Here is a 15,247-nt window from a genome sequence, read left to right on the forward strand (position 1 = left end):
CCCGTGAGGCGGCGTTTTTGTCGATGAGGTCAGCCCGCGCTGGTCGCGAAGCAGATGAGGTTGGCGTCGGGATCCTTGACGATGAACGTGCGGGCGCCCCACGGTTCGGTCCGCAATGTCTGGTGGAACGGGGCCGTGGCCGCCTGATACTCCAGAAACAGAGCCTTGATGTTGTCGACAACGATCGTCGCCGCCAGTAGGTCATCAGTCGAATTGGCGGCGAGTGGAGGCTTGTCGACGTGGCGCAGGTTGAGCCGTGCGCCATCGCGGATGATTTGGGCGTAGAAGGGTGGCTCGCCATAGGTGAAGCGCGTCTCGAAGCCGAGCTTTTGCCGGTAGAAATTACAGGCCGCTACGATGTCGCAGACAAAGAGCTGTGGCTCGGCAAAGGCGAGATGCGGTTTTGCGGCGTCTGTTGCTGCATGATCGGTCACGGTTTGAAGGCCTTCCTTCAGCGCCTGCCAGCTCTCGAAACCTGACTTCCTGGCGACGAGTTCCTGGGCATCGGCAAGCTTAAAGCTGTGATCGAGGATCTGGCTGTCGCTGAAATGGCGAAAACGCGGCAACAGCCATCCAATCACAGCGGCGACGGGATAATACCGCTCGCGGTGCCATTTGAGATAGAGCTTGGCCTGTTTCTTGTGGTGTTCGAGGGTCGGCATGGGCGCATTGCGGGGTTGAGGTAGCGTAGGCGGGCAATGCCCCTCCGGCCGGAAGCCGATGCGCCCTACAGCAGCCTTGGCAGGATATTGCCGCCAGGCTGCGAGGTCAAGGATATCGCCCTTTCAAAGCCATATCCGATTGGTATCCTTGGCCGATGGACCGAGAGTTGACGTACAGCTACCGATTGCGGGCGATGGTTCCGATGCTGACCGACGATGAGTATCGGGAGGTCGTCGGCGACCCGGCAACTCTATATTTTCAGGTAAAGAGATTCATCTCCAGGCACGGCCAGTGGACAGAAATGAAGCATCCGGCGGCCGATCGCTATCGCGAGCGGACCGGAGTAACACTTCATCATACTTTCTGGCTCCTGCATGTCCGCCGTTCCGACTACGGCCCCGACTGCCCAGCCTGCGGAAAGCCCTACCGGACACCAAGGGCGAAGTTTTGCGCCGAGTGCGGGCACGACCTTCCGTTGAAATGAACACGGGCACGCCTATTTGCTTCTCATGAAGCGAGGCGGCCCTTGCGGTTGACTTGGCCAAGACCTTCCGATTTACACCGAACCAGCAAAATCCCGACAGCGCGGACCATTTTCCCATGCTTGAAAAGACCTACGACGCAAAGACCGTCGAGCCGAAGATCGCCAAAGTGTGGGAAGAGGCCGACGCGTTTCGCGCCGGCGCCGGCGCCGAGGAGGGGGCCGAGGCCTTCACCATCGTCATCCCGCCGCCCAACGTCACCGGCTCGCTGCATATGGGCCACGCGCTCAACAACACGCTGCAGGACATTTTGGTGCGCTTCGAGCGCATGCGCGGCAAGAACGTGCTGTGGCAGCCGGGCATGGACCATGCCGGTATCGCCACGCAGATGGTGGTCGAGCGCCAGCTGATGGAAAAGCAGATCCACCGCCGCGATCTCACGCGCGAGGAGTTCATCGAGAAGGTTTGGGAGTGGAAGGCCGAATCCGGCGGCGCCATCTTCAACCAGCTGAAGCGGCTCGGCGCCTCGGCCGATTGGTCGCGCGAGCGCTTTACCATGGATGAGGGCCTGTCCAAGGCCGTGCTCGAAGTCTTCGTCACGCTCTACAAGGAAGGGCTGATCTACAAGGACAAGCGCCTTGTGAACTGGGATCCGAAACTGCTGACCGCGATCTCCGATCTCGAGGTCGAGCAGCAGGAAGTCAACGGCAATCTCTGGCACTTCCGCTATCCCGTGGAAGGCGAGACCTTCGACCCCGAAAATCCGAAAACCTTCATCACCGTGGCGACCACGCGCCCGGAGACGATGCTGGGTGATACGGCGGTGGCGGTGCATCCGGACGACGAGCGGTACCGGCATCTGGTCGGCAAGAACGTCGTCTTGCCGATCGTCGGCCGCAAGATACCTGTGGTGGCGGACGAGTATTCCGACCCCGAAAAGGGTTCGGGTGCGGTCAAGATCACGCCGGCGCATGATTTCAACGATTTCGAGGTCGGCAAGCGCCACAAGCTGCCGGCCATCAACATCCTGACCGTCGAAGCCGCCATCAAGCTGAAGGACAATGAGGACTTCCTCGCCGGTCTCGATGTGACGCCGGAGCGCCAGGCTGTGTGGGACGAACTCGACGGCCTCGACCGTTTCATCGCGCGCAAGAAGATCGTCGACCTAATGGAAGCCGGCGGCTTCCTCGAAAAGATCGAGCCGCATCGCCACGCCGTGCCGCATGGCGATCGCGGCGGCGTGCCGATCGAGCCGTTCCTGACCGAGCAGTGGTATGCCAATGCAGCCGAACTCGCCAAGCCGGCGATCGCCTCGGTGCGCGAAGGCCGCACCAATTTCGTGCCGAAGAACTGGGAGAAAACCTATTTCGACTGGATGGAAAACATCCAGCCCTGGTGCATCTCGCGCCAGCTGTGGTGGGGCCATCAGATTCCGGCCTGGTACGGACCGGATGGGCGCGTCTTTGTCGAGAAGACCGAGGAAGAGGCGCTGGGTGCGGCGATCGAGTATTATCTGGCGCTCGAAGGCCCGTGGAAGGCCTGGGTCGAGGACAAGCTGGAAAACTTTAAGCCGGGCGAGATCCTGACCCGCGACGAGGATGTGCTCGACACCTGGTTCTCGTCGGCGCTGTGGCCGTTCTCGACGCTGGGCTGGCCGGATCAGACGCCGGAGCTGAAAACCTACTACCAGACCGACGTGCTGGTGACCGGCTTCGACATCATCTTCTTCTGGGTTGCCCGCATGATGATGATGGGCCTGCATTTCATGGATGAGGAGCCGTTCCACACCGTCTATGTGCATGCGCTGGTGCGCGACAAGAACGGGCAGAAGATGTCGAAGTCGAAAGGCAACGTCATCGACCCGCTCGACCTGATCGACGAGTTTGGTGCCGACGCGCTGCGCTTCACGCTGACGGTGATGGCGGCGCAAGGCCGCGACGTGAAGCTCGACCCGGCGCGCATCGCCGGCTACCGCAATTTCGGCACCAAGCTGTGGAACGCGACGCGCTTCGCCGAAATGAACGAAGTCGCGCGCAATGACGATTTCTGGCTGAACGATGCCAAGCTGGCGGTCAACCGCTGGATCCTGACGGAGCTGACGCGGGCCGCGCGGGAGATCACGGACGGCATCACCTCATACCGCTTCAACGAGGCGGCTGGTGCTGCCTACCGCTTCGTCTGGAACCTGTTCTGCGACTGGTACCTGGAGCTGCTGAAGCCGGTATTCATGGGCTCGGACGAGGCGGCCAAGGCCGAAAGCCGCGCCTGCGTCGCCTTCGTGCTCGACGAGATCTACAAGCTCTTGCACCCGATGATGCCGTTCATGACGGAAGAGCTGTGGGCGCAGACGGCGGGCGAGGGCAAGGAGCGCGGCTCGCTGCTTTGCCATGCGGCATGGCCGTCGCCGGACTTCGAGGACGCGGATGCGGCCGCCGACATCAACTGGCTGGTCGATCTCGTCTCCGGCATTCGCTCGGTGCGCTCGGAGATGAACGTGCCGCCGGCGGCGATCGCGCCGCTGGTCGTGGTCGGCGCCAACGATGTGACGCGCGAGCGCCTGGTTCGCGAGGACTCGGCGATCAAGCGGCTGGCGCGCGTCGGCGACATCTCGCTGGCTGACACGGCACCCAAGGGCTCGGCGCAGATCGTCCTCAACGAGGCAACCATCTGTCTGCCGCTCGGCAACCTGATCGACCTCGCCGCCGAGGCCGCCCGGCTGCAGAAGGAACTGGCCAAGGTGACCGAGGAAATCGCGCGCCTGCACAAGAAGCTGTCCAATGAAAGGTTCGTTGCCAGCGCGCCGGCCGAGATCGTCGACGCCGAGCGCGAAAAGCTCGCCGAATACCGCGATGCGCAGGACAAGCTTTCGGTGGCTTTGACCAGGGTTCGCGACGCCGGCTGAGGCGGCAGGATTCGTCTTGCTCGGCTGCCTTCAGCGGAGGTGTTTTGCCTCGAAAATAGGCATTCCGCTGCGTTAATTTTGACGTAAACGGAAACTTTAGCCCCATTGTTGCCATAATGTAACAATGGGGGCGTAACCTCTGAAAGCGGCTGTTTTTTGAGCCGTTTTGGGCTTTTTTTCTTCATTTTCTAGTCCGGCAAACCAGCTTCGGGCCGTTTTTAGCCTTACGGTACGCCTGTGCATTTTGTCGAAAATGCGTTTGGCGAACATGTACATGTACGCCCCATGAATTCGTTGTTGCGCCGTTAACCTGAATTGGTTCTAGCTTGATGCACTCGAATTCGGGGAGGACATTCATGACTATTCTGCGACTGAAAGCGCTGCTGGGGGCGGGGTGCTATTCGCTTGCTTTGATCGGGACGGCACATGCCGGCGGTTTCGACCGCGGCGGCGTCAATATCGACCAGTTGTTCGATGCTGCCCCATATTCGTTCGACGCTGGTGTCACCTACGTGTCGCCACAGCGCAAGCTGAAGAATGTGCAGCGCCTAGATGGTTCAGGTCTGTCGACGTCAGAAGTAGACGTCGGTGGTGACTACGCTGTGCCTCGAATCGGAATCAAGGCCAACATATTCGAACCCGTGGACTGTCTCGCAAGCTATTCTAAGCCCTACGGCGCTGACGCGGATTACGGAACGAACAACGCATATTCGACAACCGCATCCAAATACTCGGTCAAAACGAACGATTACGGCCTCACCTGCTCCTATAAATTCAACGTCGGGAAAGGCGCTTTAAGATTCCATCGGCGGCGTTTCCTACCAGGATGTCGATGCATTCTTGTCACGTCAGACGCTGTTGGCTTTTGGCAACACGGGCCTAGGGAAATTCCACCTTACGGACTCGGCATGGGGATGGCGCGCGGGCACCGCTTATGAAATCCCTGACATCGCTCTGCGTGCGAGCCTGATGTATTATTCGAGCTACAAATATGACGGACTTTCCGGAACCGTCGATACGACAGGCTTTAGCGGAACGTTTCCGGCGAATATCGTACCGGGGTCCACTGGAATATATCCAGTGTCCGCCTCCGCCGAGATACCCCAAGCTCTCGAATTCAAGTTGCAGAGCGGTATAGCTCCAGGCTGGCTTGCCTTTGGCTCGGTGCGTTGGCAGCAGTGGAGCAAGCTTGGCATTATTCCGATCAGTGGCGTGCGCAGCCCCGTGACAGGTGCTCCTTCGCCCGTTTCCTTCGATTTGCTCTATCGCGATGGCTGGACGATTTCGGGCGGCATCGGTCACAAGTTCACTGACCAGCTATCTGGCCTGGTTTCGCTGACTTGGGATCGTGGAACCTCGACAGTCTCCGGTTATCAATCCGACACATATGCCTTGGCGACCGGCATTTCCTACTCGCCGAACGACAAAGTGGAAGTCAGGCTTGGCGGCTCGATCGGCGTGCTGACCAGCGGATCGTCAACTTTCCCTGGCGTTGGTGATACGGCAAATGCCGTGACCTATACCTATGGCAATGATCTGCTCTTGGCAGGCTCAGCTTCGGTCAAGATCAAATTCTAGGGTTCTAAACATTCGGACGAAAAGGCCGGGCACGCGCCCGGCCTTTTCGTTTGCCCGATCGGCCGATCCGCGAGTGCCAACGCTGTTCTAAACCGGCATTCCGTAGCGTCACGGTTGACGTTAACGGAAGTTTTCGCCGCATTGTTGCCATAATGTAACAGCGGGCAAATTAGCTATTGAAGATGTTATTTTTGGGCTGGTTTCGTCTGATTTTCCTGGGTTTTTGGCTGGGCATTGGGCGCAGACAGGCATTTCGGCTCGACGGCATTGATGGCCATACATCGGGAAATGCATTTTCTCAAAAATACGTACGTGTACGCCTCTTGAAATCATTGTTGCGCTACCCACGCAAATTGGTTCTTGCTTGAGTTGTAGTTGGGTTCGGGGAGGCGATTCATGTTCAATCTGCGTCTTAAAGCGCTCTTGGGGGCGGGGTGTTTTTCGCTGGCTTTGATCGGGACGGCGATGAGTTCGGCGCATGCCGGCGGTCTGGAACGCGGCGGTTACGACATCGATCTGCTGTTCGATCCTGCCCAAGTCACGGGTCAGGTCACCGGCACCTATGTGATGCCGCAACGCAACCTCAAGAACGTGAAGGACACCGACCCGTCTGACGGCCCCCTTAACCTTATCCCGGGCTTCTCCAACAGTGCTCGCGATACCGAAAGTTATTGGGTGCCGAGCGTCGGTATCAAGGCGGGTATGGGCCCCGTCGATTGTCTCGTCGACTACGGCCAGCCGATCGGTGCGTCCAGCAACCCAGGTCGGAACTGGGCCGGCGCGAACAGCAATGTTGACACCGAGGTGAAGAGCGAGGCCGTGGGCGGAACCTGTTCTTACAAGATGGATCTCGGCAAAGGACAGTTTCGTTTCATCGGCGGCGTGTTCCACGAAAATGTTTCTGGCTTCAAAGAACAATTGGTGGCTCCCATTCCCGGTGCGGGCATAGGGCGCCTTGACCTCGAGGGAGACGGCTGGGGATGGCGAGCCGGCGTTGCCTATGAGATTCCGGATATCGCCCTGCGCGCCAGCCTGGTCTATAATTCGGCGGTCAAGCTCGACAATTTGGATGGAACGCTGGATTTGACTCAGGTGCCTGCGGCCCTCAATCCGTTCAATCCGTATTTGGGCAAGGTAACGAACGTTAGCGGTTCCTCGGAAGTTCCGGATTCTCTGGAGCTCAAGCTTCAGTCGGGCATAGCTCCCGGCTGGCTGGCATTCGGATCCATAAAGTGGATGAATTGGAGCGAGCTGCAGAGCATTCCGTTTTGCCCGACCGGCACGGCTTCCTGCACCACAACCAGCTCTTCAAAGCTTACCTCGCTTGATTTGCTCTATCGCGATGGCTGGACGGTTTCCGGCGGTATCGGCCACAAATTCAACGATCAGTGGAGCGGTGCGGCGGTTATCACCTGGGATCGCGGAACGACGACCGGCCTGAGCGCCCAGACCGATACCTGGACGCTCAGCGGTGGCGTGGCCTACACGCCCACTCAGAATATCGAACTCCGTTTCGGTGGAGCGATCGGCGTGCTGACCAGTGGATCGATACATACGGCCGTAAGCTCAGATGACGGCCTGGTCTACGACAATGGCTATACCGCCGACTTCGGCAATGACCTTGTCACGGCGCTTTCGACTTCATTGAAAGTCAAATGGTAACCGACTGAAATTGAACGAAAAAAGGCCGGGCGTCGCCCGGCCTTTTTCGTTTGTGCAGGCATTGCCGCTGGCCCCGGTATCCAAGCTGCGTTGCATATAAGCCGCACTGGTGCCACCTCGTGCGATTGTGACGTTTTGGCAACACTTTCTGAACAACCCCTGCGCTACAAATCCGCCTGAGGAAATTGCCCATTTCCCGCCATAAACCCGGCGCACCTCGAAATGGTCTCGGGACACGCGCCAAAAGGCTCGGCGATGGGACAGGCCGCACCGCCCGCGGCAAGGATGAGAATGGACGCCAAGGTCATTTCAAAGGCTAAGCTCCCTAGCCGCCACGTGACTGTCGGTCCGGCGCGTGCGCCGCACCGTTCCTATCTCTATGCCATGGGGCTTTCCGCCGCCGAGATCGCGCAGCCGCTGGTCGGCGTCGCCTCCTGCTGGAACGAAGCGGCCCCCTGCAACATCTCGCTGATGCGCCAGGCTCAGGTGGTCAAGAAGGGCGTCGCTGCCGCCAGTGGCACGCCGCGCGAATTCTGCACCATCACCGTCACCGACGGTATCGCCATGGGCCACCAGGGTATGAAGTCGTCGCTGGTGTCGCGCGAGGTCATTGCCGATTCGGTCGAACTCACCATGCGCGGCCACTGCTACGATGCACTGGTCGGCCTTGCCGGCTGCGACAAGTCGCTGCCCGGCATGATGATGGCCATGGTGCGGCTCAACGTGCCGTCGATCTTCATCTATGGCGGTTCGATCCTGCCCGGCAGCTATCGCGGCCGCCAAATCACCGTGCAGGATGTGTTCGAAGCGGTCGGCCAGCATTCGGTCGGCACGATCGGCGATGCCGAGCTGCTCGAGATCGAACAGGCCGCCTGTCCGTCGGCCGGCTCCTGCGGCGCGCAGTTCACCGCCAACACCATGGCCACCGTCGCCGAGGCGATCGGTCTGGCGCTGCCCTATTCCTGCGGCGCGCCGGCGCCTTACGAAATGCGCGACCGCTTCAATTTCGCCTCGGGCGAAAAGATCATGGAGCTGATCGCGAAAAACATCCGGCCGCGTGACATCGTCACGCTGAAGGCGCTGGAGAATGCGGCGACCGTGGTTTCCGCCACCGGCGGCTCGACCAATGCAGCCCTGCATCTGCCGGCGATCGCGCATGAGGCAGGGATAAAGTTCGACCTCTTCGACGTGGCGAAAATTTTCGAGAAGACGCCTTACATCGCCGACCTCAAGCCGGGCGGCAAATATGTCGCCAAGGACATGTTCGAGGCCGGCGGCATTCCGCTGTTGATGAAGACGCTGCTCGACCATGGCTATCTGCATGGCGATTGCCTGACGGTCACTGGCCGCACTTTGGCCGAAAACATGGAGCACGTTGCCTGGAATGAACACCAGGATGTGGTCCGCCCGGCCAACAGACCAATTACCCAAACCGGCGGTGTCGTGGGGTTGAAGGGAAACCTTGCCCCCGAAGGCGCGATCGTGAAGGTCGCGGGCATGGCGGAGTTGAAATTCTCCGGCCCGGCGCGCTGCTTCGATTCGGAAGAGGAATGTTTCGAGGCGGTGACGCATCGCAACTACAGAGAAGGCGAGGTCCTGGTCATTCGCTACGAAGGACCGCGCGGCGGCCCGGGCATGCGCGAGATGCTGTCGACGACGGCAGCGCTCTACGGTCAGGGCATGGGCGGCAAGGTGGCGCTGATCACCGACGGCCGCTTCTCGGGCGCGACGCGCGGCTTCTGCATCGGCCATGTCGGGCCGGAAGCAGCGGTTGGCGGCCCGATCGGTCTCATCCGGGATGGCGACGTGATCTCGATCGATGCGGTGAATGGTACGATCGACGTGGCGCTGACCGAGGCCGAACTGGCGGCGCGGGCAAAGACATGGAAGGCGCGCACGACCGACTACCAGTCGGGCGCGATATGGAAATACGCACAGACGGTCGGGTCTGCCCGCGACGGCGCGGTCACCCATCCGGGCGGTGCGAAAGAAACACACTGCTATGCGGATATCTGAGTTGTTGAGGTCGTCTGTCCTTCCGGCACTGGTCGCTGTCGCGATCTTTGGCGCCGTGGGCCAGGCTTTGGCCTTCGACGACAAGGTGTTCGACGACAAGACCGGCGTGAAGCCGCAGTCGAGCCCCTGGGCGGTGTTCCAGTTCGGCTTCTCCGCCTATAAGAACGGCCACAAGGAACAGGCCGCCGAGGCCTATAAATACGCCGCCGAAAACGGCCAGATCGGCGCCACCTGGAAGCTTGCCCGCATGTATGCCGAAGGCGACGGCGTGGCGCGCGACGACTATGAGGCGTTCAAGTTCTTCTCCGAGATCGTCGACCAGGATGTTGAGCCCGGCTCGCCTGAGGAAAGCTACGTCTCCGACGCGCTGGTGGCGCTCGGCGACTATCTGCGCACGGGCATTCCCGGCAGCCCGGTCACCGAGAACGAGGTGGCGGCCCAGGAATATTACATGCGCGCCGCCGCCAACTACCGCAACCCGAACGCTCAGTTCGAGATGGGGCAGATGTTCCTGAAGGGCGAGGGCGGCGTGAAGGCCAGCGTCAAGCAGGCCGGGCGCTGGTTCCAGCTCGCCGCCGAGAAGGGCCATGCCGGCGCGCAGGCGACGCTTGGCCATCTCTTGTTCCAGAGCGGCAAGATCGTTCGCGGCCTGGCGATGATGACCGCGGCACTCGAGCGCGCCTCGCCGGCCGACCAGCCCTGGATTCGCGGCATGCAGGAAGAGGCCTTCGCCGCCGCCGGCGAAGCCGACCGGCGCACGGCGATTTCACTGGCCGACGACATCCTCACTAAGGGCACCGCCAACACGGACCAGTAAGGTCGTCTGCCGGCATCTCCCCACAACGGGAGATCGGCTAATGGGCAAAATCAGTTCTCGGTCGGCTCTGTCGGCACCATGCTTGGCGCGGGCGTCGAGATCGGGGTGACGTGCAGATGCGGCGCCATCGTGTTTTCGGGACAGCTGTCGCCGACCTTGGTCCAGGATGTGTTGTTGAGCACCATCTCGCAGCGCGCCAGATGGCTCTGGTCGGCAACGGTCAGGCAGGCGACCTGGCCGACCGGATAGGATTTTCCATTGGCGAGACATTCCGGGGCGGCGAAGGCCGGCAACATCGCGGCCGTGGCAAATGCCACGCCGATCGGACAAACAACAAATCGAATGGTCATGGGAACCCCAGCCGCCATGATGATTTTCTCTCATGCGCCCGATTTGTGGCGATACAACGTCCAGACCAATCGACGGCGGAGGGGCTCCGGTCAGGCCGGCTGCAAGGCGAGGTCGATCGCCACCGGCACGTGATCGGACGGCTTTTCCCAGGCGCGCACATGCTTTTCGATCGAGGCCGACGAGAACCGGTTGGCGGCTTCCGGCGACAGCAGCAGATGGTCGATGCGGATGCCGTTGTTTTTCTGCCAGGCGCCGGCCTGATAGTCCCAGAAGGTGTAGGTGTCGGGCGCATCGGTGACTGCGCGCACCGCTTCGGTGAAGCCGAGGTTGAGCAGCCGCCGGAAGGCCTGCCGCGTCTGCGGCTGAAACAGCGCGTCGCCCAACCAGTTCTCCGGAAAGCGTGCGTCGATCGGCTCGGGAATGACGTTGTAGTCGCCGGCCAGCACCAGTGCCTCTTCCAGCCTCAGCCGCTCCTCGGCCCAGCGCTCCAGCCGCGCCATCCAGTTCAGCTTGTAGGGGAACTTTTTGTCGTCATCGATCGGGTTGCCGTTCGGCAGATAGAGCGAGGCGACCCGAAGCGCACCCTTGTCGGTCGAGAACACGCCTTCGATGAAACGCGCCTGCTCGTCGGTATCGTCGCCCGGCAGGCCGCGATTGACTTCGTCGAAGCGCAGCTTCGACAGCAGCGCCACGCCATTAAAGCCCTTCTGGCCATGGGTTTCGACATTGTAGCCCAGGGCCTCGATCTCGGCGCGCGGGAACTGCTCGTCGACCGTCTTGATCTCCTGCAGGCAGACGATGTCGGGCGCGCTCTCGGTCAGCCAATGGGTGAGGTTGCCGATGCGGGCGCGAACGCCGTTGATGTTCCAGGTGACGATTTTCATGACGGTCTTATTCTTCCTGCGGCGGGTGGCGTTCGACGAGGCCGATCGTATTGCCTGCCGGGTCCTTTAGGAAGGCCATCCACTCGCTTTCCCCCGCCGGACCGAATTGGCCTTCGGTGTCGCGATGCACGAGCGTCGGCGGCGCGGTGAAGGGGACGCCAGCGGCTTTCGCCTCGGCGTGGAAGGCTTCGAGGCCTGCAATGTCGAGATAGACCGTGCCGGCCGGAACGCCGTCGGTGAACAGTAGCCTGACATCGCCGGCCATGATGAAGGCGATACCGGGAGGATCGTAGCGGGCGTGAACGCCCATGCCGAGCACGTCACGCCAGAAGGCTAGCGTCGAATCAAGATCGCGTCCGGCCGACAGCGCGACCTGACGGACCGCGCCGATGGCAGGCATGCCGCTAGATGGAGAAACTGGTGCCGCAGCCGCAGGAGGCGACCGCATTCGGATTGCGGATCTGGAAGGACTGGCCCATCAGATCGTCGACGAAGTCGATTACCGAGCCGCCCATATAGACCAGCGACAGATCGTCGATCAGCACGGTCGCGCCATCCTTCTCGATGGCGACGTCGTCGTCGTTGCGCGTGTCGACCAGGTCGAACTTGTAAGAAAAGCCGGAGCATCCGCCGCCTTCGACGGAAACGCGCAGCGCCGTCTTGCCGGCCTCGCCAGACACAATCTTGGCAATCCGCCTGGCGGCGGCTTCGGTCATGTCCACTTTCATGGCGGTCTTGGCATCAGCGCCCATGGGCGTCACCTTGCTTTCGGTTTCACATGATAGGTATGAAGCGCAAGGGGCCAAGTCAACTGCGGCAGCATCAGCCATGACCAATGAGTTGGGCGACATCGGGTTCGGCTATCGGCCGCGCGCGGCCTATGCCACCGATCCGGCGCGCTCGCGCGGTCGGCTGTTCGTCGAGGTCGAAAGCCCGACCCGCACGCCGTTCCAGCGCGACCGCGACCGCATCATCCATTCGACGGCATTCCGGCGGCTCAAGCACAAGACGCAGGTCTTCATCGCCCATGAGGGCGACCATTACCGCACAAGACTGACCCATTCGATCGAAGTGGCGCAGATTGCACGTGCGCTGGCGCGGGCGTTGCGCGGCGACGAGGATCTCGCCGAGGCGGTGGCGCTGGTGCACGATTTCGGCCACACGCCCTTCGGCCATACCGGCGAGGACGCGCTGAACGACAAGATCGCGGCCTGGGGCGGTTTCGATCACAACGCGCAATCGCTGCGCATCGTGACGCGGCTGGAGGCGCGCTACGCCGAATTCGATGGGCTGAACCTGACCTGGGAGACGCTGGAAGGCCTGGTCAAGCACAATGGCCCGCTGACCGACGCCAGCGGCAAGGGCCTGAAAGGGCCGGTGCCGCAGGCGATCCGCGATTATTCGGAACTGCAGGATCTCGAACTCGACCGGTTCGCCGGCATCGAAGCGCAATGTGCCGCGATCGCCGACGACATCGCCTACAACACGCACGACATTGACGACGGCCTGCGGTCAGGGCTGCTGACGCTCGACATGTTGGAGGCGGTCTCGCTGCCGGGAAAGATCCTGGAGGGCGTGCGCCAACGCTATCCCGGGCTCGATGACGTGCGCACCGGCCACGAACTGATGCGGCGGCAGATCACCGCCATGGTCGAGGATGTCATCGTCTGCGCGACCGCCAATCTGGAACGAGTCAGGCCCCAGAGCGCCGATGCGGTGCGGGCGGCGGGCGAGACGATGGTGACCTTTTCCGCCGAGATGGCCGCAGCCGAGAAGGAACTGAAAGCCTTTCTCTACAAGCACCTCTACCGGCACAAGGAGGTGATGCGGGTGCGCGCCGGCGCCGAGCAGATCGTCAGGGACCTGTTCGACGTCTATTTCGCCGACCCGCGCGCCATGCCGGATGGCTGGCGCGAGGGGCTGGACAGGGCCGACGATCGCATCAAGGCGCGCAGCGTCGCCGATTTCCTGGCCGGGATGACCGACACCTACGCGCTCAAGGAACACAGGCGTTTGTTTGACCGCACCCCGGATTTGAGCTAGGGCGGGCGCGATTTTGCCGGCCAACGAGCCGGATTCGCCATAAAGCCACCAGAGCAATACCCCATGAACATCTTCGCCGATTTCACCGCGCGAGTCACAAAGGCTGTCGAAGCGCTCGATCTGAAAGACAAGGATGGCGTTTCGCCCGACCTGTCGCGCATTGCCGTCGAACCGCCGCGTGACGCCAGCCATGGCGACCTCGCGACCAATGCGGCGATGGTGCTGGCCAAGCCCACCGGGCAGAACCCGCGTGCGCTGGCCGAGAAGCTGGCGCTGGCGTTGCGCGATGACAAGGATGTCGCCGCCGCCGAGGTCGCCGGCCCTGGCTTCGTCAATCTCCGGCTCAAGGACGGCTTCTGGCAGGCGCATCTGTCGGCGCTTCTGGGCGAGGGCCGCAATTACGGCCGCTCGACGATCGGTGCCGGCCGTAAAACCAATGTCGAATATGTCTCGGCCAACCCGACAGGCCCGATGCATGTCGGCCATTGCCGGGGTGCGGTCGTCGGCGACGCGCTCGCCAACCTGATGGCGTTTGCCGGCTACGACGTGACCAAGGAATATGTCATCAACGATGCCGGCGGACAGATCGACGTGCTCGGCCGCTCGGTCATACTGCGGTACCGGGAGGCGCTCGGCGACGAGATCGGCGAGATTCCGACTGGCCTTTATCCAGGCGATTATCTGGTTCCTCTCGGCCAGGCGCTGGCGAAAGAGTTCGGCCGCAACCTGCTCCAAATGCCGGAGGATGAGGCGCTGGCCATCGTCAAGGATCGCGCAATCGATGCGATGATGGTGATGATCCGTGAGGATCTGGCGCTGCTCAACGTGCATCACGACGTGTTCTTCTCGGAGCGCACGCTGCATGCCGACAATGCCAGGAAGATCCGTTTGGCGATCAACGACCTGACGCTGAAGGGCCACATCTACAAAGGCAAGCTGCCGCCGCCCAAGGGCGAGAAGCCGGACGACTGGGAAGACCGCGAGCAGACGCTGTTCCGCTCGACGGCGGTCGGCGACGACATGGACCGGGCGCTGGTCAAGTCGGACGGATCGTTCACCTATTTCGCCGCCGACGTGGCGTATCTGAAGGACAAGGTCGATCGCGGCTTCGTCGACCTGATCTACGTGCTCGGCGCCGACCATGGCGGTTACGTCAAGCGGCTGGAAGCCTTGGCGCGGGCGATTGCCGGCAACGAGGTGAAGCTCACGGTTCTGCTCTGCAATCTGGTCAAGCTGTTTCGCGACGGCGAGCCGGTCCGGATGGGAAAAAGGGCTGGGAATTTCATCACGGCGCGGGAAGTTATTGAAGAGGTGGGCCGCGACGCGGTGCGCTTCATGATGCTGTTCCGCAAGAGCGATGCGCCGCTCGACTTCGACTTCGCCAAGGTCACCGAGCAGTCCAAGGACAATCCGGTGTTTTATGTGCAGTACGCCTCGGCGCGCTGCCATTCGGTGTTTCGGCAGGCCAGCGAGCAGCTGGGCGAGGCGAATTTCGATCGCAAAAGCCTGGCTGCCGCGGCGGCTTTGCTGACCGACGAGGGCGAGCTTGGCCTGATCCGCAAGCTCGCCGAATATCCACGCCTGATCGAATCCGCCGCTCTTGCGCTGGAGCCGCATAGGCTGGCATTTTATCTCTATGATCTGGCTTCCAGTTTCCACGGACACTGGAACCGGGGCACGGATAATCCGGACTTACGTTTTGTTAAGGTTAACGACCGACAATTGACGCATGCCAGACTAGGGCTGGTGCAGGCTGTTTCGGACGTTCTCACGTCCGGCCTGACGCTGATCGGGGCCGCCGCGCCCACCGAAATGCGTTAGGTTTGACTAAAAAACCTGTCACCTTTTG

14 protein-coding genes are annotated in these 15,247 nt (G+C 61.5%); 9 read left to right on the forward strand and 5 right to left on the reverse strand.

Translation table 11 applies throughout. The features are described 5' to 3' along the window. Positions 1 to 29: 29 nt before the first annotated feature. The gene (locus AC0V8S_RS19765) at positions 30 to 662 is read right to left on the reverse strand and encodes a bleomycin resistance protein (RefSeq protein ID WP_475432893.1); all 633 of its coding nucleotides are present in this window, start codon (positions 660 to 662) and stop codon (positions 30 to 32) included. Between the two features lie 167 nt (positions 663 to 829). Between AC0V8S_RS19765 and AC0V8S_RS19770 the strand changes: the two genes are divergently transcribed. The 7 genes from AC0V8S_RS19770 to AC0V8S_RS19800 all read left to right on the forward strand — a co-directional run bounded on the left by AC0V8S_RS19770 (position 830) and on the right by AC0V8S_RS19800 (position 10,120). Continuing rightward, complete coding sequence (locus tag AC0V8S_RS19770) at positions 830 to 1,147, forward strand: zinc ribbon domain-containing protein (protein WP_183460275.1); 318 nt, start codon at positions 830 to 832, stop codon at positions 1,145 to 1,147. A 116-nt stretch (positions 1,148 to 1,263) separates the two neighbouring features. Then, a complete protein-coding gene (locus tag AC0V8S_RS19775) occupies positions 1,264 to 4,047 on the forward strand; it encodes a valine--tRNA ligase (protein WP_475432894.1) in 2,784 nt (927 codons plus the stop codon). A 356-nt stretch (positions 4,048 to 4,403) separates the two neighbouring features. Next, entirely contained in the window at positions 4,404 to 4,985 is a 582-nt protein-coding gene (locus tag AC0V8S_RS19780; RefSeq protein WP_475432895.1) for a hypothetical protein, read from the forward strand. After that, entirely contained in the window at positions 4,906 to 5,625 is a 720-nt protein-coding gene (locus AC0V8S_RS19785) for an outer membrane protein transport protein (RefSeq protein WP_475438659.1), read from the forward strand. The genes AC0V8S_RS19780 and AC0V8S_RS19785 overlap by 80 nt, the downstream gene beginning before the upstream one ends. A 396-nt stretch (positions 5,626 to 6,021) precedes the next feature. After that, positions 6,022 to 7,287 (forward strand): OmpP1/FadL family transporter, encoded by a 1,266-nt coding sequence (locus tag AC0V8S_RS19790; RefSeq protein WP_183460263.1) that lies wholly within the window; start codon positions 6,022 to 6,024, stop codon positions 7,285 to 7,287. A gap of 291 nt (positions 7,288 to 7,578) precedes the next feature. After that, positions 7,579 to 9,303 carry a dihydroxy-acid dehydratase gene (ilvD, locus tag AC0V8S_RS19795; protein WP_095199892.1) on the forward strand — a complete coding sequence of 575 codons (1,725 nt, stop codon included), beginning with the start codon at positions 7,579 to 7,581 and terminating at the stop codon, positions 9,301 to 9,303. Further along, positions 9,290 to 10,120: a tetratricopeptide repeat protein gene (locus AC0V8S_RS19800; RefSeq protein WP_475432896.1), complete on the forward strand. Its 831-nt coding sequence runs from the start codon at positions 9,290 to 9,292 to the stop codon at positions 10,118 to 10,120. Before ilvD ends, AC0V8S_RS19800 begins: the two co-directional genes overlap by 14 nt. 50 nt (positions 10,121 to 10,170) lie before the next feature. Here the strand turns inward: AC0V8S_RS19800 and AC0V8S_RS19805 are convergent, their stop codons facing one another. From AC0V8S_RS19805 to erpA, 4 genes are all read right to left on the reverse strand, one after another. Beyond that, positions 10,171 to 10,488 carry a hypothetical protein gene (locus tag AC0V8S_RS19805; protein WP_183460259.1) on the reverse strand — a complete coding sequence of 106 codons (318 nt, stop codon included), beginning with the start codon at positions 10,486 to 10,488 and terminating at the stop codon, positions 10,171 to 10,173. Between the two features lie 72 nt (positions 10,489 to 10,560). Then, positions 10,561 to 11,355, reverse strand: coding sequence for an exodeoxyribonuclease III (gene xth, locus AC0V8S_RS19810; protein ID WP_183460257.1), 795 nt, complete (start codon positions 11,353 to 11,355; stop codon positions 10,561 to 10,563). A gap of 7 nt (positions 11,356 to 11,362) precedes the next feature. After that, positions 11,363 to 11,755 carry a VOC family protein gene (locus AC0V8S_RS19815; protein WP_475432897.1) on the reverse strand — a complete coding sequence of 131 codons (393 nt, stop codon included), beginning with the start codon at positions 11,753 to 11,755 and terminating at the stop codon, positions 11,363 to 11,365. 4 nt (positions 11,756 to 11,759) lie between these two features. Further along, positions 11,760 to 12,107, reverse strand: coding sequence for an iron-sulfur cluster insertion protein ErpA (gene erpA, locus AC0V8S_RS19820; protein ID WP_027024881.1), 348 nt, complete (start codon positions 12,105 to 12,107; stop codon positions 11,760 to 11,762). A 76-nt stretch (positions 12,108 to 12,183) separates the two neighbouring features. On the opposite strand from erpA, the gene AC0V8S_RS19825 reads away from it, so the two are divergent. Further along, positions 12,184 to 13,398, forward strand: a complete 1,215-nt coding sequence (locus tag AC0V8S_RS19825) for a deoxyguanosinetriphosphate triphosphohydrolase (protein WP_475432898.1) — start codon at positions 12,184 to 12,186, stop codon at positions 13,396 to 13,398. A gap of 63 nt (positions 13,399 to 13,461) precedes the next feature. Next, positions 13,462 to 15,219 carry an arginine--tRNA ligase gene (argS, locus tag AC0V8S_RS19830; protein WP_475432899.1) on the forward strand — a complete coding sequence of 586 codons (1,758 nt, stop codon included), beginning with the start codon at positions 13,462 to 13,464 and terminating at the stop codon, positions 15,217 to 15,219. Positions 15,220 to 15,247 lie beyond the last annotated feature (28 nt).

The sequence above is a fragment of the Mesorhizobium oxytropidicola genome (assembly GCF_056174625.1).

Coding starts and splice junctions, on each gene's coding strand:
- xth (WP_183460257.1), bottom strand. CDS start 11,355: ATGAAAATCGTCACCTGGAACATCAACGGCGTTCGCGCCCGCATCGGC.
- erpA (WP_027024881.1), bottom strand. CDS start 12,107: ATGGGCGCTGATGCCAAGACCGCCATGAAAGTGGACATGACCGAAGCC.
- argS (WP_475432899.1), top strand. CDS start 13,462: ATGAACATCTTCGCCGATTTCACCGCGCGAGTCACAAAGGCTGTCGAA.
- AC0V8S_RS19800 (WP_475432896.1), top strand. CDS start 9,290: ATGCGGATATCTGAGTTGTTGAGGTCGTCTGTCCTTCCGGCACTGGTC.
- AC0V8S_RS19805 (WP_183460259.1), bottom strand. CDS start 10,488: ATGGCGGCTGGGGTTCCCATGACCATTCGATTTGTTGTTTGTCCGATC.
- AC0V8S_RS19775 (WP_475432894.1), top strand. CDS start 1,264: ATGCTTGAAAAGACCTACGACGCAAAGACCGTCGAGCCGAAGATCGCC.
- AC0V8S_RS19815 (WP_475432897.1), bottom strand. CDS start 11,755: ATGCCTGCCATCGGCGCGGTCCGTCAGGTCGCGCTGTCGGCCGGACGC.
- AC0V8S_RS19790 (WP_183460263.1), top strand. CDS start 6,022: ATGTTCAATCTGCGTCTTAAAGCGCTCTTGGGGGCGGGGTGTTTTTCG.
- ilvD (WP_095199892.1), top strand. CDS start 7,579: ATGGACGCCAAGGTCATTTCAAAGGCTAAGCTCCCTAGCCGCCACGTG.
- AC0V8S_RS19825 (WP_475432898.1), top strand. CDS start 12,184: ATGACCAATGAGTTGGGCGACATCGGGTTCGGCTATCGGCCGCGCGCG.
- AC0V8S_RS19765 (WP_475432893.1), bottom strand. CDS start 662: ATGCCGACCCTCGAACACCACAAGAAACAGGCCAAGCTCTATCTCAAA.
- AC0V8S_RS19780 (WP_475432895.1), top strand. CDS start 4,404: ATGACTATTCTGCGACTGAAAGCGCTGCTGGGGGCGGGGTGCTATTCG.